Here is an 18,798-nt window from a genome sequence, read left to right as displayed (position 1 = left end):
AAATGCCCGTCCCCGCTCTGTGACGAAACGGGGACGGGCCTGAACCACAGGTCAGACGGCTGCTTCCTCCGCCAGGAGGTCGCGGGTGCGGTTGGTGTCCACCGGCACGCCCGGACCCATCGTGGTGGTGATGACCGCCTTCTTGAGGTAACGGCCCTTGGCCGCGGACGGCTTGAGCCGGAGGATCTCCTCAAGCGCGGCGGCGTAGTTCTCCACGAGCTGCCCCTCGGCGAACGACACCTTGCCGATCACGAAGTGCAGGTTCGCGTGCTTGTCCACGCGGAACTCGATCTTGCCGCCCTTGATGTCGGTGACGGCCTTGGCGACATCCGGGGTGACGGTGCCGGTCTTGGGGTTCGGCATGAGACCGCGCGGGCCGAGGACCCGGCCCAGGCGGCCGACCTTGCCCATGAGGTCGGGCGTGGCCACGACGGCGTCGAAGTCGAGACGGCCGCCGGCCACCTCCTCGATCAGCTCGTCGGAGCCGACGATGTCGGCCCCCGCGGCCTCCGCGGCCGCCGCACGTTCACCGGTGGCGAAGACCAGGACCCGGGCGGTCTTGCCGGTGCCGTGCGGCAGGTTGACGGTGCCGCGGACCATCTGGTCGGCCTTGCGCGGGTCGACGCCCAGGCGCATGGCGACCTCGACGGTCGCGTCGAACTTGGCGGTCGAGGTGTCCTTGGCGAGCCGGACGGCCTCGAGCGGCGCGTAGACGCGAGTCCTGTCGAACTTGGCGTCCGCGCCGCGGAGGTTCTTGCTGCGCTTCACTGCTGCTCCTGCAAGCTGTCTGTCGTTGACGGGGAGTCGTGGTGCGGGCCAGCGCGTGGCCCTGCCACGGGGCGGAACGGCGAGGGCTCAGCCCTCGACGGTCACGCCCATGGAACGGGCGGTGCCGGCGATGATCTTCTCGGCGGCGTCCAGGTCGTTGGCGTTGAGGTCGGGCATCTTGGTGGTGGCGATCTCCCGGACCTGGTCCCGCGTGATCTTCGCGACCTTGGTCTTGTGGGGCTCGCCCGAGCCCTTCTCCACGCCCGCGGCCTTGAGGATCATCTTCGCGGCCGGCGGGGTCTTGGTGATGAAGGTGAAGGAACGGTCCTCGTAGACCGTGATCTCCACCGGGATGACCCAGCCCCGCTGCGACTCGGTCGCGGCGTTGTAGGCCTTGCAGAACTCCATGATGTTGACACCGTGCTGACCCAGCGCCGGACCCACGGGCGGGGCCGGGTTGGCCGCACCGGCCTGGATCTGGAGCTTGATCAGCCCTGTGACTTTCTTCCTCGGCGGCATGCGCTCGCCCTCCGGGTCTTGAGGTTTGTCGGGTGCCCTCGCGGACCGGACTTCCCCACGGCCGCACGGAGGCATACCGCACCACGGTAGCCGCTGGCGCCACCCGGCCAAAATCGGCGCCTGGGCCGGACGGCATCCGGTGGCCCCGGTTCCGGAAGCGACGGCGGCTCCACACCTGTCGACGGGACGTCCGCACGAGGCGACGACACCTTCACAAAAATGTGCCCCAGGCACCTCCAATTTCCCACAGCGTAAAGATGCGGACGCCCGCCAATCTCCTTTTGGGCACCCGAAAGTACATGCCTTGACAGGAACCGACGCCTTTTGCCTATGCTCCGTCCGTGAGCGACAGCGGGAATGTTTCCGTGCTGCTAAATGCCACATTTCCTGTCCGGCCGCATGGCCATATGACGGACACCGCGGTCCGCACCCTGCCCACGAAAAATTCAGAGCAAGCTGAAAACAGGCACGTGAAGTTCACCGACATACACGACCTCGACGTCCGCCCCGGGTGGCTCACCGTGTGGCGGCCGGCCCCGAGAACGCCGGGCGCGACCGCGCCCTGGAGCCCCGACACCCGACCGCCGTCCTACGTCCAGGAGGCCCACCTCGCCGGCGCGCTCGCCTCCCGCTCAGGCCCGGGCGGCTCCCCGGCCTGGCTCGCCGCCGTCTTCGAACTCCCGGGCAGACTCGATCCGGTGGCCCTGGAGGCGGCCCTGCTCGGCTGGATCGACCGGCACGAGTCACTGCGCAGCCGCCTCGCCCCCCTCCTGCCCGACGGGCCGGAGGAGCCGAGCGAGGCGCCAGGGGCCGGAAAAGCCGCGAATGCGGAGAAGGAGCCAGAAAAAGCGAAGGAGTGCGCTCTTCCCGTCAGACGGGCCACGCTCCGCGCGGGCGCGGTGTCCTTCGCGCGGAACGTCGTCGGCCATTTCCTCGACGGCAATGAGCTGACCCACCGAATAGAGCGACTGTTCGATACGGAAACCGATCCGCTCGCCTGGCCCTCCTACGTCTTCGCCACGGTCGGGCACACCGATTCCACCACGCTGTATCTCGGCTTCGACCACTCGAATGTGGACGGCTATTCCATACTCCTGGCCGCGCACGAAATACACGAGCTGTACGCCGCCGCGCGCGACGGGGTCCCGGCACGGCTCGACGAGGCCGGCAGCTATCTGGACTTCGCCGCCCTCGAACGCCGGGCCGCCGCCTCGGTCGACGTCCAGCACGCCACCGTGGCCAGGTGGCGCGAGTACCTCACCGAGTGCGGCGGGCAACTCCCCGCCTTCCCCTCGCCCGTGGGCCCGGCCGACGAGGCCGAGGCCCGCCGCGTCGACGCGGGCGGCACGCAGCGGGGCGGGAGCCGTCGGCTGCTCGACGCGGCCGGGACCCGCGCCTTCGACGCCGCCTGCCGCGCGGGCGGGGGCCACGTCCCCGCGGGGGTGCTCGCCGTTCTCGCCCTCGCGGGCCGCACGGCCGCGGGCCTCGCTGACTTCCGGGTGCTCACCCCGTTCCACACCCGCAACCGGCCGCAGTGGACGCAGTCCGTCGGCTGGTACGTCGGCCTGGCGCCGATCGGCTTCCCGCTGGCGGAGTCCGACGCCTTCCCCGAGGCACTGGCCCGGGCGGCAGGCGCCCTGCGGCACGCGCGGCACGCGGCGGAGGTGCCGTTCGCCCGCGTGACCGAGCTGCTCGGCGTCTCCGTACAGCCGCGCTTCGTCGTCTCCTACGTCGACATGCGGCAGGTGCCGGGCGCCCGGCGGTGGCCCGAGTGGAAGGCCGCGGCGGTGCGCAGCCGCCGCGACCACGCACACGAGGTCTACCTGTGGATCAACCGCACGTTCGACGGCCTGTACGTGAGCTTCCGCTACCCCGACACCGCGCGCGGCCGCAGCGCCGTCCCCGCCTACATCGACTGCGCCGCCCGACAGATGCACGAGGTTGCCGCCACCGGCAGCCGGGAAGAGGTCCTGACCCCATGCTGATGACGCCGATCACCGAGTACTCCCCCGCGCCGGGCGAGCTCACGGAGTTCCTGATACCCGAGGCGGCACTGCGCGCCGCTGCCGCCGCCCCCGAACATCCCGCGCCGCCGTCCTACGTGCAGGAGAACCACCTGTGGCGACAGCTGGCGAACCGCGCCGCGGGCCGGGAGCAGTCGCCCTGGCTCGGCGTGGTCTTCGACCTCCCCGGCCGGCTCGACACCCGGGCCATGGCGGCGGCCCTGGCCACGTGGGTGCGGCGCCACCCGACGCTGCTGACCTGGTTCTCCGCCGACCCGGCCACCCGGACGATCCGGCGGCACGCCGTACCCCCCGAGGTGCTGGCCGTCGAACCGGTGTCGCGGGGCCACCACACCTCGTCCGCGCTGCGGGAATGGATGCAGGAACGATTCGACGGCGCGACGGACCCGCTGGCCTGGCCGCCGTTCGTGGCCGGGGCCGTGCTGGGCGAAGGGCCCGAGGCCCGATCCACCGTCCACCTGGCCATCGACCACTGCCACACCGACGGCTACTCCGTGCTCCTGGTCTTCCAGGAGCTGCGTGCCCTGTACGAGGCGGAGCTGAGCGGCATCCCCGCCAAGCTGCCGGAAACCGGCAGCTACGTCGACTACTGCACCCTTGACCGCGAACGCGCCGCCCTGCTCGACACGGACGCCCCCGAAGTCGCCCGCTGGCGCTCCTTCTTCCTCGCCGGGCCGCCCCGCACGTTCCCGCTGGAGCTGGGCATCGAGCCGGGCCGCACCTACCCGAGCGTGCCGGTCGAGATGGACCTGTTCGACGCGACCGAGGCCGAGGCGTTCGCGCAGGCGTGCAAGGAGCACGGCGCCGGTTTCATCGGGGGCCTGCACGCGGCGATCGGGCTCGCCGGCCACGAGCTGGGCGGGCACGCCTCCTACCGCGGGCTGACGGTCGTCCACACCAGGAACGAGCGGCGCTGGCTGCGCTCCCAGGGCTGGTTCATCAACCTGGCACCCGTCGAGTTCCCCGTCGCGGAGGACGGCGGGTCCGCCGCCAGCTTCTCGCAGGTCGTCGGCCATGCCCAGGCGGCCTTCGGCGAGGCGCAGAGCCTCGCCGGGGTCTCGCCGGTGCGCGTCGTCGAGCTCACCCCCGGTCTGACCGTGCAGGCCGACGACTCCGCCGTGCTGCCCATGGTGTCCTACATGGACTTCCGGCACATCCCCGGCTCGAAGGACTGGGCGGAGGCGGACTGCAACGCCCTGGTCGGTCCCAACAGAAGCGCCGACGTGTCGCTGTGGATCAACCGCCTCTGGGACCGGGTGTACCTCAAGACCCACTACCCGGACACCCCGATCGCCCGCACCACGGTGCCCCGCTACCTCACCCACCTGCGGGCCACGCTGCGCGAGATCGCCCGCACCGGCGACTACCGGTCCGGCGGGCCGCCGGCCGGAACGCCCTGAGCCTGCGCGTCACCACGATCGGCCGCCGCGCCCCGACGCCCGTCAGCCGTCCGCCACGCCCCCGGCCGTGGCGGACGGCACGGCCACCCGGTCCGTTGGCGCCTTCACGGACGCGCTCACCCGGGGGTGCCGCGCCGGGGTCGGTCCTCGTCGAGCACGAACATGATGTGCTCGTGCTCGTCGTACGCGACCGTCCCGGTGCGCCGGAAGCCATGCTTCTCCAGCAGCCGCACCGAGCCGGTGTTCCCCGCGGAGGGATCGGCGTACAGCGGGCGGGCCTGCTCCCGCTCCAGGAAGAGCGTCAGGGCCCGCGTGCCTATGCCACGGCCCCAGTACGGCCGACCGAGCCAGTAGCCGATGAACCGCCGGCCCTCGTCCCACCACGCCACCAGATTGCCCGCCAACTCCCCGTCGACGGTGACGGCCTGCACGAAGACGGTGGGGTCGCCCAGGACCCTCGCCGTCCAGTGGGCCATGAAGGCCCCCCGCTCCCTGGGCGGAAAATTGGCCCGCCGCGCGGCCTCCTGGTCCTGCTCCTGCTCGAAGAAGACCTCCAGGTCGGCCGGCTGCACATCCCTCAAACACACGTGGTCACTCACGCCTACGGAGTCTGCCATCCCCCACTGACAACACCGGCCCACGGACGGCCCACAGCACACCAAGGGACCCACGCCCGGCAGGAAACCTGCTGGTCGGGGGCCCCTTCGGCGTGCTTCCGCGCCTAGTTCTTCTGGATCTGGTCGAAGCTCAGCTCGACCGGTGTCTCGCGGCCGAAGATCTCCACCAGGCCCTTGACCTTCTTGGAGTCCGGGTTGATCTCATTGATCGTGGCCTGGAGCGTGGCGAACGGGCCGTCGGTGACCGTGACCGAGTCGCCCACCTCGAAGTCCAGGACCTGGACCTCGACCTTCCGCCCGCCCGAGGGGGCGCCGCCCTCGGCCGCGGCCTGGTCGGCCGCCTTCTGCTCGGCCTCGGGAGCCAGCATCTTCACGATCTCGTCCAGCGTCAGCGGGTACGGGTCGTAGGCATTGCCCACGAAGCCGGTGACGCCCGGGGTGTTGCGCACGACGCCCCAGGACTCGTTCGTCAGGTCCATGCGCACGAGCACGTAGCTGGGCAGCTTGTTCTGCTTGATGGTGCGCCGGTCGCCGTTCTTGATCTGGACGACCTCTTCCTGCGGCACCTCGACCTGGAAGATGTAGTCCTCGACGTTGAGCGAGACGGCGCGCTGCTCAAGGTTGGTCTTCACACGGTTCTCGTAGCCCGCGTAGGTGTGCACGACATACCACTCGCCCGGCAGGACCCGAAGCTCCTCGCGGAGCTGGGCGACGGGGTCGACCGGCTCCGGCTGCTCCCGCTCCTCCGGCTCCTCCTGCTGCTCCGGCTCCTCCGTAACGGACTCCGCAGCGGCCTCTGCCTCGGCCTCTTCGGCCTCGGGACGGTCGACGGCGGTGGCCGTCCCGTCGGTGTCGCGCGCGGTGTCCTCGCCCTCGGCGTCGGGCGCGGCGTCGTACGGATTCGGGTCAGACACGGTAGCTGCTTCTTCCTGACTTTCGGACGAGGGTGGTGAGATCAGCCGAAGACGTACTCGACGACGCGGCTGAAACCCCAGTCAAGCACGCTCAGGATGCAGATGACGACGACCACAAAAACGATCACCGCCGTGGTGTAGGTCGTGAGCTGGCGGCGCGAAGGCCAGACGACCTTGCGCAGCTCCGCGATCACCTGCCGGTAGAAGAGGGCGAGGCGGCCCAGGGGCCCCCTCTTGGCGCGCCGGCCACGACGGCCGGTGCCCTCGCCCCGGGGCTCTCGGGGCTCTGGCGTCTCCACGGAGTCCGTGATCCCAGCCACTCGTCCTCACCTGATCCCGGTCATGGTCATAAGCCGCCCGGCCACCCGGACGGCTGTCATTTTGTGTAGCAGGGCCGGAGGGACTTGAACCCCCAACCGCTGGTTTTGGAGACCAGTGCTCTACCAATTGAGCTACGACCCTTTGCCGCGTGGTGCCCGACAACGTACCGCATCAAGCACCATCGGTGAGGAGTGTACGTGCTGAAACGCCAGTCGTCGAACGGTCGGTGGCCGGGAAGGGGCCGCGGGGGGTGGGACGAGTGGGACAGGAGGGGACAAGCGGCGCGGCGGCCCGGCGGCAACCCGCGTGCCGCGTCCGGGTGCCGTCTGCGACGATGCCCCTATGACTGCCGCATCATCCTCCCCCGTCGGCCGCCGGGTCTCGGCCCGGATCGGCGCCATCTCCGAGTCCGCGACGTTGGCGGTCGACGCCAAGGCCAAGGCGCTGAAGGCCGCCGGGCGACCGGTGATCGGCTTCGGCGCGGGCGAGCCCGACTTCCCCACTCCCGAGTACATCGTCGAGGCGGCCGTCGCGGCCTGCCGCACCCCCCGTTTCCACCGCTACACCCCGCCCGGCGGCCTGCCGGAGCTGAAGGAGGCACTGGCGGCCAAGACGCTGCGCGACTCCGGGTACGCGGCGGACCCGGCGCAGATCCTGGTGACCAACGGCGGGAAGCAGGCGATCTACGAGGCGTTCGCCGCGCTCCTCGACCCGGGCGACGAGGTCATCGTGCCCGCTCCGTACTGGACCACTTACCCCGAGTCGATCCGGCTGGCCGGCGGCGTTCCCGTCGAGGTGGTCACGGACGAGACGACCGGCTACCGCGCCTCCGTGGCCCAGTTGGAGGCCGCGCGCACCGAGCGCACGAAGGTGCTCCTCTTCGTCTCGCCGTCCAACCCGACGGGCGCGGTGTACTCGCGGGAGCAGACCGAGGAGATCGGCCGGTGGGCCGCGGAGCACGGTCTTTGGGTGCTGACCGACGAGATCTACGAGCACCTGGTCTACGGCGGGGCGAGCGCGACGTCGCTGCCGGTGGCGGTGCCGGAGCTGGCCGACCGGTGCGTGGTCGTGAACGGCGTCGCGAAGACGTACGCGATGACCGGCTGGCGGGTGGGCTGGCTGATCGGCCCCAAGGACGTGATCAAGGCGGCGACCAACCTCCAGTCGCACGCCACCTCCAACGTGAGCAACGTGGCGCAGGCCGCGGCGCTCGCCGCGGTTTCGGGGGACCTGACGGCCGTGGAGCGGATGCGCGAGGCGTTCGACCGGCGGCGTCGCACGATCGTGCGCATGCTGAACGACATCGAGGGCGTCGAGTGCCCGGAGCCGGAGGGCGCGTTCTACGCCTACCCGTCGGTGAAGGGCCTGCTGGGCAAGGAGATCCGCGGCCGGCGCCCGGCCAACAGCCTGGAGCTGGCCGGGGTGCTGCTGGAGGAGGCCGAGGTCGCGGTCGTGCCGGGCGAGGCGTTCGGCACGCCGGGCTACCTGCGGCTGTCCTACGCGCTGGGGGACGACGACCTGGTGGAGGGCGTCTCGCGGCTGCAGAAGCTGCTCGGCGAGGCGGCGGACTGACCGGGGCGCGAGGGCCGGCGCGGCGGCCGGCCCCCGCGCCGGTTGTTCGGGCGGGCGCACGTCCGGGGTACACGACTACCGGCCACGCGCCGGTTTGCGGCAAGATCTTGGAATGGATCGTGTTGCCCCTGTCCGTGACGTCCGCGCGTTGCCGAAAGCCCATCTCCACCTGCACTTCACCGGCTCGATGCGGCCGTCGACGCTGCTCGAACTCGCGGACCGGCACGGCGTCCGCCTGCCGGAGGCGCTGAGCAGCGGGCTGCCGCCGCAGCTGCGGGCGACGGACGAACGTGGATGGTTCCGCTTCCAGCGGCTGTACGACATCGCCCGCTCCTGCCTGCGCACGCCCGAGGACATTCAGCGGCTGGTGCGCGAGGCCGCGGAGGAGGATGTGCGGGACGGCTCCCGCTGGTTGGAGATCCAGGTGGACCCGACCTCCTACGCGCCGCGGCTCGGCGGGTTGACGCCCGCGCTCGAAATCATCCTGGACGCCGTGGAGACGACGTCGCGCGAGACCGGCCTCGGCATGCGGCTGCTGGTCGCGGCGAGCCGGATCAGGCACCCGCTCGACGCCAGGACGCTGGCCCGCCTCGCCGTCCGCCACCGGGACCGCGGCATCGTGGGCTTCGGCCTGTCCAATGACGAACGCCGCGGATTCGCGCGGGACTTCGACCGGGCGTTCGCGATCGCCCGGGAGGGCGGGCTGCTGGCGGTGCCGCACGGCGGGGAGTTGTCCGGTCCTTCGAGCGTGCGGGACTGCCTGGACGATCTGCGGGCGGCCAGGATCGGCCACGGCGTGCGGGCCGCCGAGGACCCGCGGCTGCTGGCGCGGCTGGCCGAGGCGCAGGTGACGTGCGAGGTGTGCCCGGCGTCGAACGTGGCGCTCGGCGTCTACGACTCGTTCGCGGATGTGCCGCTGCGCGCGCTGTGGTCGGCGGGGGTGCCGATGGCGCTCGGCGCGGACGACCCGCTGCTGTTCGGCTCGCGGCTGGCGGCGCAGTACGAGATCGCCCGCGAGCACCACGGGTTCACCGACGCGGAGCTGGCCGGGCTCGCGCGCCAGTCGGTGCTGGCCTCGGCGGCGCCGCGGGACGTGCGGGAAAAGATCCTGGCGGACATCGACGCGTGGCTGGCGCTGTGACCGCGGCCAGTCCCGCTACAGAGTGACGTTCACGGTGACCGGCTCGTTGACGAGGGTCACGCCGAACGCCTCGCGCACGCCGTCGCGCACCTCGCGGGCCAGGGTCAGCAGGTCGGCGGTGCGGGCGTGGCCGCGGTTGGTGAGGGCCAGGGTGTGCTTGCCGGAGATGCGCGCCGGGCCGCTGCCGTAGCCCTTGGTGAATCCGGCGCGGTCGATGAGCCAGGCGGCGGAGGTCTTGGTGCGGCCCTCGCCCGCGGGGTAGGAGGGCGGCACGACCCCGGGGCCGAGCCGACGGGCGACGGCTGCCAGGAAGGCGGCGAACTCGGCGTCGTCGAGCACGGGGTTGGTGAAGAACGATCCGGCGGACCAGGTGTCGTGGTCCTCCGGGTCGAGGACCATGCCCTTGCCGGTGCGCAGCTTCAGGACGGCGTCGCGGGCGGCGGCGACGGGGACGCGGCCGCCCGGCTCGGCGCCGAGCAGCCGGGCGACCTCGGCGTATCCGAGGGGGGCGGAGAGGCCGGCGGCGTCCTGGAGGCGGAAGCGGACGCGCAGTACGACGAAGCGGCCGGGGTCGGCCTTGAACCGGCTGTGCCGGTAGGCGAAACCGCACTCCCCGGCCGGGATGGTGCACACGGTGCGGTCGGCGCGGTCCCAGGCGACGACCTCGGTGAGGACCGAGGAGACCTCCTGGCCGTAGGCGCCGACGTTCTGGATGGGGGTGGCGCCCGCGGAGCCGGGGATGCCGGCCAGGCACTCGATGCCCGCGAGCCCGGCGTCGACGGTGCGGGTGACGGCGTCCGACCAGGTCTCGCCCGCGGCCAGTTCGAGCAGGGGGCCGTCCAGGCGGAAGCCGGTGGTGGCGATGCGCAGCGCGGTGCCGGGGAATCCGTCGTCGGCGACGACCAGATTGCTGCCGCCGCCGACGATCAGCAGCGGGGTGCCCGCGTCGTCCGCCTCGCGGACGGCCGCGATCACCTCTTCGTCGGTGGCCGCGGTGACCAGCCGCTCCGCGGGGCCGCCGAGCCGCAGCGTGGTCAACGGGGCGAGCGGGGCGTTCTCGATCACGTGCACCTCGCCAGGATAGGCCGGGGCGCGGCCGGGGCACGAACGTTCCCGGGCGGGCGCGGGTGGCGTCCGCCCGGGAGCGTTCCGCGTGGCGTCCGGCTCACCGCCCGGCCGGCGCCGCCTCGGGCGCGCGGTCCCGCGGCGCGGCGGGCGGCGCGGCCGGGGCGGCGGGCCTGGCGCGGGTGGGGACGAACAGCACGGCGGCGGTCGCGGCGAGCAGGGCGGCGACGGCCACCCACAGCGCGGGGACGAGCCCGTCGGTGAACGCCTGCGGGGAGGCGTAGCCGCCCCTGGCGGCGAAGACGGAGGCGAGCAGGGCGATGCCGAGGGCGCCGCCGACCTCGCGCAGCGCGTTGTTGACGCCGGAGGCGATGCCCTGTTCGGTGGGCGGCACGGCGCCCATGACCATGGCACCGGTCGGCGCGAAGAACATGGCCATGCCGATGCCGCACAGGATGAACGCGGGGATCTGGCTGGTGTAGTCGACGCCAGGGTCGGCGAGGAGCGCGAGCCAGGCGATGCCCGCGGCCATGAGCGCGAGTCCTGAGGCGACGATGGAACGGCCGCCTATGCGGTCGGTCAGGGCGCCCGCGATCGGCGCGACGAGCATGGGCATGGCGGTCCAGGGCAGCATCCGCAGGCCCGCGTCCAGCGGCGAGTAGCCCTGGATGAGCTGGAAGAACTGGGTGAGCAGGAAGATCGACCCGAACATGCCCGCGTACATCAGCAGGCTCGCCGCGTTGACGGCGGCGAAGGTGCGGGAGCGGAAGAAGCGCATGGGCAGCATGGGGTGATCCGTGTGCATTTCCCACCGGACGAACGCGATGAGCAGCAGGCCGCCGAGGATGAATCCGGCGAGTACCGGGCCCGAGGTCCAGCCGTGCTCGTGGCCGCGGACGATCGACAGGACGACGCCGAAGAGGCCGGCGCTGGCGAGCGCGGTGCCGACGAGGTCGAGGCGGTCGTTGGCCCCGCGGCTCTCGGCGAGGCGGTAGCGGACCAGCGGCAGCAGCGCGAGGCCGATCGGCACGTTCAGCCAGAAGATCCATTGCCAGGAGATGTGTTCGGTGATGGCGCCGCCGACGAGCGGGCCGCTGGCGACGGCAAGGCCGTTGACGGCGCCCCAGATGCCGAACGCGGTGCCGCGCCGTTCCGGCGGGACGGCGGCGGAGATCAGGGTGAGGCTGAGCGGCAGCAGGACGGCGGCGCCCGCGCCCTGGGCAGCCCGGGCGGCGATCAGCGCGCCGGTGCTGCCGGCCACGGCGGCGGCGGCCGAGGCGAGGGTGAACAGCAGCACGCCCCAGCCGAAGACGCGGCGGCGGCCGAAGCGGTCGCCGAGTGCGGCGCCGAGGAGCAGCAGGCAGGCGAACGGCAGGGTGTAGCCGTTGACGATCCATTCCAGGTCGGCGAGGCCGCCGCCGAGATCGTCGCGGATGACGGGCAGTGCGGTGGTGACGACGAGGTTGTCCAGGGCCGCCATGAAGGTGGCGAGGCTGGTGACGAGCAGTGTCCAGACGACGGGCCCGCGCCCGGCCTTGGTGGGCGGTGATGCGGTGTCCTGCATGGCCCCTCCCGGGAAGATAGTGATTGATCAATAACTTTTTGGGTCACACGGATGCCCCGAAGGGCACGGAGAACGGACGCGGCGGCGCTCAGCCGCCCTTGGCGTGGAGGGCGTCCTCGACGGAGACGCCGCCCTTGGCGTGGGGGTCGTCCTTGGCGAAGATGTCGCAGGCCGCCCAGACCCGGTGCCCCGAGGGGAACCCCATGGCCAGCAGGACGTTGATGAGCATGCCGGTACCGACGAACTCCCCGGCGTCATCGTCGTCCGCGCCCAGGAGCAGGCGCACGGAATCCCACAGGTCGACCCAGGCCGCGCGGACGCGCTCGCCGAACTCGGTGTCGCCCTCGGCCTCCGCGTTCTCCACGGCGACGTACATCTGGAGTTGGAAGAGCAGCTTGTCGCGGTCGGCGATCAGCTCCGTGTAGGCGGCGCTCATCTCGTGCCGCGCGGCCGTGGGGTCGAGGCCCTCGGCCACCCGCTCGAAGGTCAGGCGGATCTCGTCGGTTCCCCGGCGGGCCGCGGCCAGGAAGATCTCCCGCTTGTCGGGGAACAGCCGGAAGAGATACGGCTGCGACACCCCGACGCGGCGGGCGATAGCGGCCGTCGACGTGCCCGCGTACCCGCCGCGGGCGAACTCGGTGATGGCCGCACGAATGACGCTCTCGCGCCGCTCGTCGGCGGACATCCGGCTGCTTTCCCTGGCCACGCGTAAAAGTTAGTGGTCAATCACTACCAACGTCAAGCCCGGGTCTCAGGCCAGCCGGACGATTGCGCGCGCCATGCCCAGAACCTTCTGCCCGGCGCTGCGCGCCGTGAGGTCGACCCGGACCGTGCGGGCCTCGTCGTCGAGCCTGGCGGCCACCTTGCCGGTGACCTCGATCAGCGCGCCGGTGTCGTCGTCCGGCACGACGACCGGCTTGGTGAACCTGACCCCGTACTCCACCACCGCGGCCGGGTCCCCCGCCCAGTCGGTGACCACCCGGACCGCCTCGGCCATCGTGAACATGCCGTGCGCGATGACGTCCGGCAGGCCGACCTCCCTGGCGAACCGCTCGTTCCAGTGGATCGGGTTGAAGTCGCCCGAGGCGCCCGCGTACCGCACCAGCGTCGCGCGGGTGACCGGAAAGGAGGCGGCGGGCAACTCGGTGCCCACCTCGACGTCCGCATAGGCGATTCCCGCGGTCACCGTGCGTCCCCCTCGCTGCCCGTGGCGGGCTCCTGCTTGCGCGCGACCAGCTTGGTGAACGCCGTCACCACGTGCTCGCCCTTCTCGTCGTGCACCTCGCCGCGCACGTCGACGATCTCGTTCCCCGCCATCGACCGCACCGACTCGATGGTGGAGGTCACCGCCAGGCGGTCACCGGCGTGCACCGGGCGCGTGTAGGCGAAACGCTGGTCGCCGTGCACCACCCGGCTGTAGTCGAGGCCGAGGCCGGGATCGCGGATGACCTGCTCGGCCGCCCGGTAGGTGATCGCGAAGACGAACGTGGGCGGCGCGATCACGTCCGGGTGGCCGAGCCGCCGGGCCGCCGCCGGGTCGGTGTAGGCGGGATTGGCGTCGCCGATCGCCTCGGCGAACTCGCGGATCTTCTCCCGCCCCACCTCGTAGGGCTCGGTCGGCGGGTAGCTCCGCCCGGCGAACGACTGGTCGAGTGCCATCGTCAGACTTCCTCGGGAACGGCGGTGGGAGGGCCGGCATGACGCGAGAAGGCCGCCCCCGGCACGGGAGCGGCCTCACTCGGCAATCAGGATGGTCCCTCGCGGTCAGCGGGTCTCGCGGTGTGCGGTGTGCGCGTTGCAGCGCGGGCAGTGCTTCTTCATCTCCAGACGGTCCGGGTCATTCCGCCGGTTCTTCCTGGTGATGTAGTTCCGCTCCTTGCACTCCACGCAGGCCAGCGTGATCTTCGGGCGGACGTCGGTGGCAGCCACGTGAGTGCTCCTTGACGGATGGACGGGTCAAACACGGTCAAACACAGAGAGAGTAGCCGATCGGAGGACCGACCCCGCAATCGGCTACTGTGCGTAGCGGCGACCGGACTTGAACCGGTGACACAACGATTATGAGCCGTTTGCTCTACCGACTGAGCTACGCCGCCATGAGATGCGCGCCCCCCTGTCACAGCAGGGGACCACACACCTCAGAGCCCCAAAACGGAATCGAACCGTTGACCTTCTCCTTACCATGGAGACGCTCTGCCGACTGAGCTATTGGGGCGAGCGCTCAAGAGATTACACGCTCAGGCCCGCAAGGCGAAATCCGAATAGGCAGGGACAACCGGCCGGAGCGCCCCGAGCAGGGCCACAGCGGTACGACTATTCCACCCTTCCCCTCCCCCGCCCCACCCGCCCCTTACGCTCGCTTCCGATGCCAGAGCGCCTCGTACTCAGCGGACCGCGGCTCGCGGACGGGCGGACCGTCGACGTCCGGCTCCGCCACGGCCGCATCGAGGCCGTCGGCACCCCCGGCAGCCTTTCCGCCTCCGGGTCCGCGGCCGGGTCCGCCTCCGGGTCCGCGGCCGACGGCCACGTCGACCTGTCCGGCCACCTGCTGCTCCCCGCGCCCGCCGAACCGCACGCCCACCACGACACCGCCCTCACCGGCGATGCCACCGCCCCGCCCGAGCAGGACCCGCACCCGCTGCACCGCCGCATCACCGAGGCCGCACTGATCCAGCTCGGGCACGGCGCGACGGCGCAGCGCACGCACGTCCGCGTCGACGGCGCGGGCGGCCTGACGGCGCTCGACGCGGCGCTCGGCACGCGCCGGGCGCTGCGCGGCCTGGTGGACCTCACCACCGTGGCCGTGCCGCGGGTGCTCACCGGGCGTGCGGGGGCGGACAACCGCGCGCGGTTGCGCGAGGCCGCCGAGATGGGCGCGCACGTCCTGGGCGGCTGCCCCGACCTCGACCCCGACCCGGCCGGCCATCTCGACACGGTGCTCGGCCTGGCCGACGCCTTCGGGCGCCCGGTGGACCTGCACACCGAGGGCGAGGACCCGGCGCGTCTCGCGCGGCTGGCCTCCGCGGCCGCGGCCTGCCGTTCCGCCGTGACCATCGGCCCCTGCACGGGCCTGTCCCGCCTGCCCGGGCCGCTCGCGGCGCGGGCCGCCGAGCGGCTGGCCGCCGCGGGGGTCGCCGTCGTCTGCGTCCCGCAGGGCGCCTGCGCCCACACCGCGCGCCCCGCCGGGGCGGCGGCGACGCCGGTGGCGCTGCTCACCGCGGCCGGGGTGCCCGTGGCGGCGGGCGGCGGGGCGCTGCGGGACGCGGCCAACCCGGTCGGCCGCGGCGATCCGCTGGAGGCCGCGTTCCTGCTGGCCGCGCGCCGCGAGTGCGGCGCGGACGACGCCTACGGCGCGGTCAGCCGCCGGGCGAGGGCGGCACTCGGGCTGCCCGAGGTGCGCATCGAGGCCGGGTTTCCCGCCGAACTGCTCGCGGTGCGCGGGGATTCGGTGGCCGGTGTGCTGTCGCAGGGGTACACGCGGCTGGTGATCCACCGCGGCCGGATCGTGGCGCGCACCAGCGCGGTGCGCGAGTTCTGCGGGGCGCCGGCCGGCGGGCTCGAACTGCCGCGCCAGGCAACGGGCTGACGCGGCGGCGGCCGACGGGGCGTCACCGGCGCGCCGGGCCGCGCGCGTTCTTGTCATGTAATGCGCATCTCCGGGACACTGCCGAGGATATGGGACGTACGACGTCCCACCCCCACCGAAAGGCGTGCCGACGATGGCCCCACCGCCATGCCAGCAACGGACCCGACGACGGCGCAGCATCCGGGGCGGAACGTGGCGCCACCGCGCGGCCGGTGCCGCCGCGGCCTGTGCGCTGTTCCTGCTCGTGCCCCTGCTCCCGCACGGCGCCGCCGCCGCGGACGAGCCCGCCGCGGCGGCCGGACCGCCGCAGGGGGCCGCCGCGTTCGAGGAGGAGGTGATCTTCCGGGCCGACCTGGAGGAGGGCTACGCCTGCTTCCGCATCCCCGCGGTGGTCAGCACGACGGAGGGCACGCTGCTCGCGTTCGCCGAGGGCCGCAGGGACAACTGCGACGACGCCGGCGACATCGACGTCGTGCTCAAGCGCTCCTTCGACAACGGCCGTTCCTGGGAGCCGCTCCAGCTCGTCGCCGAGGGCGGCGGCGACACCCACGGCAACCCGGCGCCCGTCGTCGACGCCACGACCGGCCGCATCCTCCTCGCCACCACCCGCAACCCGGGCCAGGGCGGCGGCAACTGCCCGGCCCCGTGCGAACGCATCCCCCACCTCCAGTACAGCGACGACGACGGCGCCACCTGGTCAGAGCCGCGGGACATCCGCGAGCAGCTGCGCCCCGACGACTGGAACTCCTGGTACGCGACGGGGCCGCTGCACGGCATTCAGCTGGTCGAGGGCCGGCACCGCGGGCGGCTGGTGATCTCGGTCAACGCGGAGACCTACGCGGGCGGCCGCGTCACCCACAACCACGGGGCCCTCGCCTACAGCGACGACGGCGGCGAGAACTGGCAGCTGGGCGCCGTGGACACCTGGCCGATCGCGGCGGACGGCACGTTCCGCCAGAAGCCGTCCGAGATGGCCCTGGCGGAACTGCCCGGCGGCACGGTGTACGTCAACAGCCGCGAGCAGGACGGCACGGACCTCGGCCACCGCAACTACGCGGTCAGCCACGACGGCGGCGAGAGCTTCGCGGCGCCGTTCGTTACCCAGCCCGACCTCTACACGCCGCAGGTGCAGGGTTCGCTGCTGCGCCTCGGTGACGACCGGCTGCTGCTGGCCGCGCCCGCCGACCCGGACCGGCGGCGCACCCTGATGATCCGCTCCTCGTGGGACGGCGGCGTCACGTTCGACGCCGCGGACCGCGGCGCCGTGGTGACCACCGACTGGTCCGGCTACTCCGACATGGTCCTGATCCCGGGCGGCACCGGCACGGTGGGCCTGATGTACGAGGCGGGGCCCGTGGACGCGCGCGACGAGATCAGATTCGCCCGCTTCACCGAGGACTGGCTCGGCCCGCGGGCAGGCCCCGGCCCCTCGACGCCCGATCTGGCTCCCGGCGCGGAACCGGCGGCGGTGACCGGCTCGGTGGGAACGGTGGCGGGGCGGTTCGGCTCGGGGGCGGCGTTCGACGGCGGCGGCGACGGGGTGCGGCTGCCGTTCCGCGAGGAACTGCGGCTCGGCGCCGGGGACTTCACCGTCAGCCTGTGGTTCCGGTACTCCGCAGGCACGGGCGAGCACCCGTTCCTGTGGATGGGCGGCGTCGGCGGCCGGGCCCCGCAGGTGTGGGTGCGCGGGGAGCCGGGGAACGGCCGGGTCCGGGCCTTGATGACCGCGGTCGAGGGCGCTGCCGCGCCGGCCGGCGCGGAGGTGGTGACGGACGGCGCGTTCAACGACGGGGAGTGGCACCACCTGGCGCTGACGCGCGCGGGCGGGCGGCTGTCCCTGTCCGTCGACGGCGGCGCCGCGGTGTCCGTGCCGGAGGCGCCCGGCACCGTGAGCCGGACCTCGACGTTCGGCGTGCACCTCGGGCAGCGCCCCGACGACCGGCTGCGGCTGGTCGGCGCGCTGGACGAGGTGCGGGTGTACGACCGGGCGCTGACCGCCGCGGAACTGGCCGCGCTCCGGGAGTCGAACGCGGAGCCCGGGGGCGGGAACGCCGTCACCCGGCTCCCCCTCGACGAGATCGGCGCGGGCGGCGCGGGCGGCGCCTGAGCCCCTCGCCCCGGCCCCGCCGCACGCGTCCGCGGCGGGGCCGGGGCGTACGGTCGGGGCATGCGTACTGTCATTGCAGGAGGACACGGCAAGATCGCCCGCCGGCTCGAACGGCTCCTCGCGGGCCGCGGGGACCAGGTGGCCGGGCTGATCAGAAATCCGGCGCAGGCCGGGGCGTTGCTCGCCGCGGGGGCCGAGCCGGTCGTCTGCGATCTGGAGTCGGCGACCGCCGAGGAGGTCGGCCGGCACCTCGCGGGCGCGGACGCGGCCGTCTTCGCGGCGGGCGCCGGCCCGGGCAGCGGGGCCGCCCGCAAGGAGACGGTCGACCGGGCCGCGGCCACGCTCTTCGCGGACGCGGCCCAGCGGGTCGGGGTGCGCCGCTTCCTCGTCGTCTCCGCGATCGGCGCGGACGAGGAGCCGCCGCCCGGCACCGACCCGGTGTTCGCGGCCTACCTGCGGGCCAAAGCCGCGGCGGACGCCGACATCAGGGCCCGCACGGGCCTGTTCTGGACGATTCTGCGGCCGGGGAGTCTCACCGACGATCCGGGGACCGGTCTGGTGCACCTGGCCGAGCGGACACCGCGCGGGCAGATCAGCCGGGACGACGTGGCGGCCGTGCTGGCCGCGCTGCTCGACCGGCCGGGCTCGGCCGGGCTGACGCTGGACCTGATCGGCGGGGACACCCCGGTGGGCACGGCGGTCGACCGCGTCGCGGCCTGACGCCGGTGCGCCACCGCAGGGGCGAGGCCGCCAAGGTTTGCCCCGTCGCACCTCCCAGCCCCTCCGGGGCTGGAAGGTGCCCCGCGCGACCCGGTAACCCCCGGCCGGGCATCGGCGGACGAAGCGCTCGGCGCCGGGCCGCGTGCCGGCTCACGTCGTCTCTTCCCTATGCCGAGTCCTCGGCGTCCGGGGAATCGGCGGAGCCGGAGGATTCCGAGGCGTCCGCCGGCGTGCCGCCCTCCGGGCCGTACGCCGCGATGTCCTCCTCAAGGGAGTAGTCCCTCGGGCTGAGGACGAGCTGCACGCCGTGGAAGGACCGGAAGCTGTCGGCCGTCACGTAGGCGTTCTGCTCCGTCCTGAAGAGCGGTTCGAGCCGCTGCCCGTCCGCGGAGATGCGGACCACCTGCCCGGGCTCCCCCCGGAACCCCTGCTGATGGACGAGCACGCCGTCCTCGTCCGCGGCCGGGTCTGTCAAACGAG

General features: G+C 72.8%; 19 protein-coding genes and 3 tRNA genes. 7 read left to right on the top strand and 15 right to left on the bottom strand.

From position 1 onward, the window contains the following. Window positions 1–51 precede the first annotated feature (51 nt). Complete coding sequence (gene rplA, locus RM779_RS13220; protein WP_311617883.1) at window positions 52–768, bottom strand: 50S ribosomal protein L1; 717 nt, start codon at window positions 766–768, stop codon at window positions 52–54. 87 nt (window positions 769–855) lie between these two features. Next, window positions 856–1,287: a 50S ribosomal protein L11 gene (rplK, locus tag RM779_RS13215; RefSeq protein ID WP_077059571.1), complete on the bottom strand. Its 432-nt coding sequence runs from the start codon at window positions 1,285–1,287 to the stop codon at window positions 856–858. 470 nt (window positions 1,288–1,757) lie between these two features. Here rplK and RM779_RS13210 point away from each other — a divergent pair, with 470 nt between their 5' ends. Both RM779_RS13210 and RM779_RS13205 read left to right on the top strand, forming a co-directional pair. Continuing rightward, window positions 1,758–3,272, top strand: a complete 1,515-nt coding sequence (locus RM779_RS13210) for a condensation domain-containing protein (RefSeq protein WP_311617882.1) — start codon at window positions 1,758–1,760, stop codon at window positions 3,270–3,272. Continuing rightward, on the top strand, window positions 3,266–4,711 hold the full coding sequence (locus tag RM779_RS13205; RefSeq protein WP_311617881.1) for a condensation domain-containing protein: 1,446 nt from the start codon (window positions 3,266–3,268) through the stop codon (window positions 4,709–4,711). The genes RM779_RS13210 and RM779_RS13205 overlap by 7 nt, the downstream gene beginning before the upstream one ends. Before the next feature lie 116 nt (window positions 4,712–4,827). Here the strand turns inward: RM779_RS13205 and RM779_RS13200 are convergent, their stop codons facing one another. The 4 genes from RM779_RS13200 to RM779_RS13185 all read right to left on the bottom strand — a co-directional run bounded on the left by RM779_RS13200 (window position 4,828) and on the right by RM779_RS13185 (window position 6,704). Further along, entirely contained in the window at window positions 4,828–5,328 is a 501-nt protein-coding gene (locus RM779_RS13200) for a GNAT family N-acetyltransferase (RefSeq protein ID WP_311617879.1), read from the bottom strand. A gap of 104 nt (window positions 5,329–5,432) precedes the next feature. Beyond that, window positions 5,433–6,242 (bottom strand): transcription termination/antitermination protein NusG, encoded by an 810-nt coding sequence (nusG, locus tag RM779_RS13195; protein ID WP_311617878.1) that lies wholly within the window; start codon window positions 6,240–6,242, stop codon window positions 5,433–5,435. Between the two features lie 41 nt (window positions 6,243–6,283). Then, the gene (gene secE / locus RM779_RS13190) at window positions 6,284–6,553 is read right to left on the bottom strand and encodes a preprotein translocase subunit SecE (RefSeq protein WP_311618013.1); all 270 of its coding nucleotides are present in this window, start codon (window positions 6,551–6,553) and stop codon (window positions 6,284–6,286) included. Window positions 6,554–6,631: 78 nt separating this feature from the next. Then, window positions 6,632–6,704: transfer RNA gene (locus RM779_RS13185), tRNA-Trp, on the bottom strand. Between the two features lie 201 nt (window positions 6,705–6,905). On the opposite strand from RM779_RS13185, the gene RM779_RS13180 reads away from it, so the two are divergent. Together RM779_RS13180 and RM779_RS13175 are read left to right on the top strand one after the other, a co-directional pair. Then, window positions 6,906–8,135 (top strand): pyridoxal phosphate-dependent aminotransferase, encoded by a 1,230-nt coding sequence (locus tag RM779_RS13180; protein WP_077059575.1) that lies wholly within the window; start codon window positions 6,906–6,908, stop codon window positions 8,133–8,135. Window positions 8,136–8,247: 112 nt separating this feature from the next. Beyond that, entirely contained in the window at window positions 8,248–9,276 is a 1,029-nt protein-coding gene (locus tag RM779_RS13175; protein ID WP_311617877.1) for an adenosine deaminase, read from the top strand. Between the two features lie 15 nt (window positions 9,277–9,291). Here the strand turns inward: RM779_RS13175 and RM779_RS13170 are convergent, their stop codons facing one another. The 8 genes from RM779_RS13170 to RM779_RS13135 form a co-directional block, all read right to left on the bottom strand. After that, window positions 9,292–10,347: a UDP-N-acetylmuramate dehydrogenase gene (locus RM779_RS13170; protein ID WP_311617876.1), complete on the bottom strand. Its 1,056-nt coding sequence runs from the start codon at window positions 10,345–10,347 to the stop codon at window positions 9,292–9,294. Between the two features lie 94 nt (window positions 10,348–10,441). Continuing rightward, complete coding sequence (locus RM779_RS13165; RefSeq protein WP_311617875.1) at window positions 10,442–11,905, bottom strand: DHA2 family efflux MFS transporter permease subunit; 1,464 nt, start codon at window positions 11,903–11,905, stop codon at window positions 10,442–10,444. An 88-nt stretch (window positions 11,906–11,993) separates the two neighbouring features. Further along, complete coding sequence (locus tag RM779_RS13160) at window positions 11,994–12,590, bottom strand: TetR/AcrR family transcriptional regulator (RefSeq protein ID WP_311618012.1); 597 nt, start codon at window positions 12,588–12,590, stop codon at window positions 11,994–11,996. 66 nt (window positions 12,591–12,656) lie between these two features. After that, window positions 12,657–13,091: a MaoC family dehydratase gene (locus RM779_RS13155; RefSeq protein ID WP_311617874.1), complete on the bottom strand. Its 435-nt coding sequence runs from the start codon at window positions 13,089–13,091 to the stop codon at window positions 12,657–12,659. After that, window positions 13,088–13,564: a MaoC family dehydratase N-terminal domain-containing protein gene (locus RM779_RS13150; protein ID WP_311617873.1), complete on the bottom strand. Its 477-nt coding sequence runs from the start codon at window positions 13,562–13,564 to the stop codon at window positions 13,088–13,090. Before RM779_RS13150 ends, RM779_RS13155 begins: the two co-directional genes overlap by 4 nt. Window positions 13,565–13,669: 105 nt before the next feature. Beyond that, the gene (gene rpmG, locus RM779_RS13145; protein WP_077059582.1) at window positions 13,670–13,834 is read right to left on the bottom strand and encodes a 50S ribosomal protein L33; all 165 of its coding nucleotides are present in this window, start codon (window positions 13,832–13,834) and stop codon (window positions 13,670–13,672) included. 94 nt (window positions 13,835–13,928) lie between these two features. Continuing rightward, window positions 13,929–14,001, bottom strand: a tRNA-Met gene (locus RM779_RS13140). A gap of 46 nt (window positions 14,002–14,047) precedes the next feature. After that, window positions 14,048–14,120, bottom strand: a tRNA-Thr gene (locus RM779_RS13135). Between the two features lie 150 nt (window positions 14,121–14,270). On the opposite strand from RM779_RS13135, the gene RM779_RS13130 reads away from it, so the two are divergent. The 3 genes from RM779_RS13130 (at window position 14,271) to RM779_RS13120 (ending at window position 18,318) form a co-directional block, all read left to right on the top strand. Further along, window positions 14,271–15,491, top strand: a complete 1,221-nt coding sequence (locus RM779_RS13130) for an amidohydrolase family protein (RefSeq protein WP_311617872.1) — start codon at window positions 14,271–14,273, stop codon at window positions 15,489–15,491. A gap of 133 nt (window positions 15,492–15,624) precedes the next feature. After that, window positions 15,625–17,598 carry a sialidase family protein gene (locus RM779_RS13125; RefSeq protein ID WP_311617871.1) on the top strand — a complete coding sequence of 658 codons (1,974 nt, stop codon included), beginning with the start codon at window positions 15,625–15,627 and terminating at the stop codon, window positions 17,596–17,598. 60 nt (window positions 17,599–17,658) lie between these two features. Beyond that, window positions 17,659–18,318: an NAD(P)H-binding protein gene (locus RM779_RS13120; protein ID WP_311617870.1), complete on the top strand. Its 660-nt coding sequence runs from the start codon at window positions 17,659–17,661 to the stop codon at window positions 18,316–18,318. Between the two features lie 166 nt (window positions 18,319–18,484). Here RM779_RS13120 and RM779_RS13115 read toward each other — a convergent pair whose 3' ends face one another. Further along, window positions 18,485–18,793 (bottom strand): hypothetical protein, encoded by a 309-nt coding sequence (locus RM779_RS13115; RefSeq protein WP_311617869.1) that lies wholly within the window; start codon window positions 18,791–18,793, stop codon window positions 18,485–18,487. Between the last annotated feature and the right edge of the window lie 5 nt (window positions 18,794–18,798).

It is taken from the genome of Streptomyces johnsoniae (genome assembly GCF_031845565.1).
Lineage (GTDB): Bacteria > Actinomycetota > Actinomycetes > Streptomycetales > Streptomycetaceae > Streptomyces > Streptomyces johnsoniae.
The sequence above is the reverse complement of the archived record's forward strand: the minus strand, read 5'-3'. Positions and strand labels throughout refer to the sequence as shown.

Coding starts and splice junctions, on each gene's coding strand:
- RM779_RS13180 (WP_077059575.1), top strand. CDS start 6,906: ATGACTGCCGCATCATCCTCCCCCGTCGGCCGCCGGGTCTCGGCCCGG.
- RM779_RS13150 (WP_311617873.1), bottom strand. CDS start 13,564: ATGGCACTCGACCAGTCGTTCGCCGGGCGGAGCTACCCGCCGACCGAG.
- RM779_RS13165 (WP_311617875.1), bottom strand. CDS start 11,905: ATGCAGGACACCGCATCACCGCCCACCAAGGCCGGGCGCGGGCCCGTC.
- RM779_RS13120 (WP_311617870.1), top strand. CDS start 17,659: ATGCGTACTGTCATTGCAGGAGGACACGGCAAGATCGCCCGCCGGCTC.
- RM779_RS13205 (WP_311617881.1), top strand. CDS start 3,266: ATGCTGATGACGCCGATCACCGAGTACTCCCCCGCGCCGGGCGAGCTC.
- RM779_RS13130 (WP_311617872.1), top strand. CDS start 14,271: ATGCCAGAGCGCCTCGTACTCAGCGGACCGCGGCTCGCGGACGGGCGG.
- RM779_RS13160 (WP_311618012.1), bottom strand. CDS start 12,590: ATGTCCGCCGACGAGCGGCGCGAGAGCGTCATTCGTGCGGCCATCACC.
- RM779_RS13200 (WP_311617879.1), bottom strand. CDS start 5,328: ATGGCAGACTCCGTAGGCGTGAGTGACCACGTGTGTTTGAGGGATGTG.
- RM779_RS13175 (WP_311617877.1), top strand. CDS start 8,248: ATGGATCGTGTTGCCCCTGTCCGTGACGTCCGCGCGTTGCCGAAAGCC.
- RM779_RS13125 (WP_311617871.1), top strand. CDS start 15,625: ATGGCCCCACCGCCATGCCAGCAACGGACCCGACGACGGCGCAGCATC.
- rplK (WP_077059571.1), bottom strand. CDS start 1,287: ATGCCGCCGAGGAAGAAAGTCACAGGGCTGATCAAGCTCCAGATCCAG.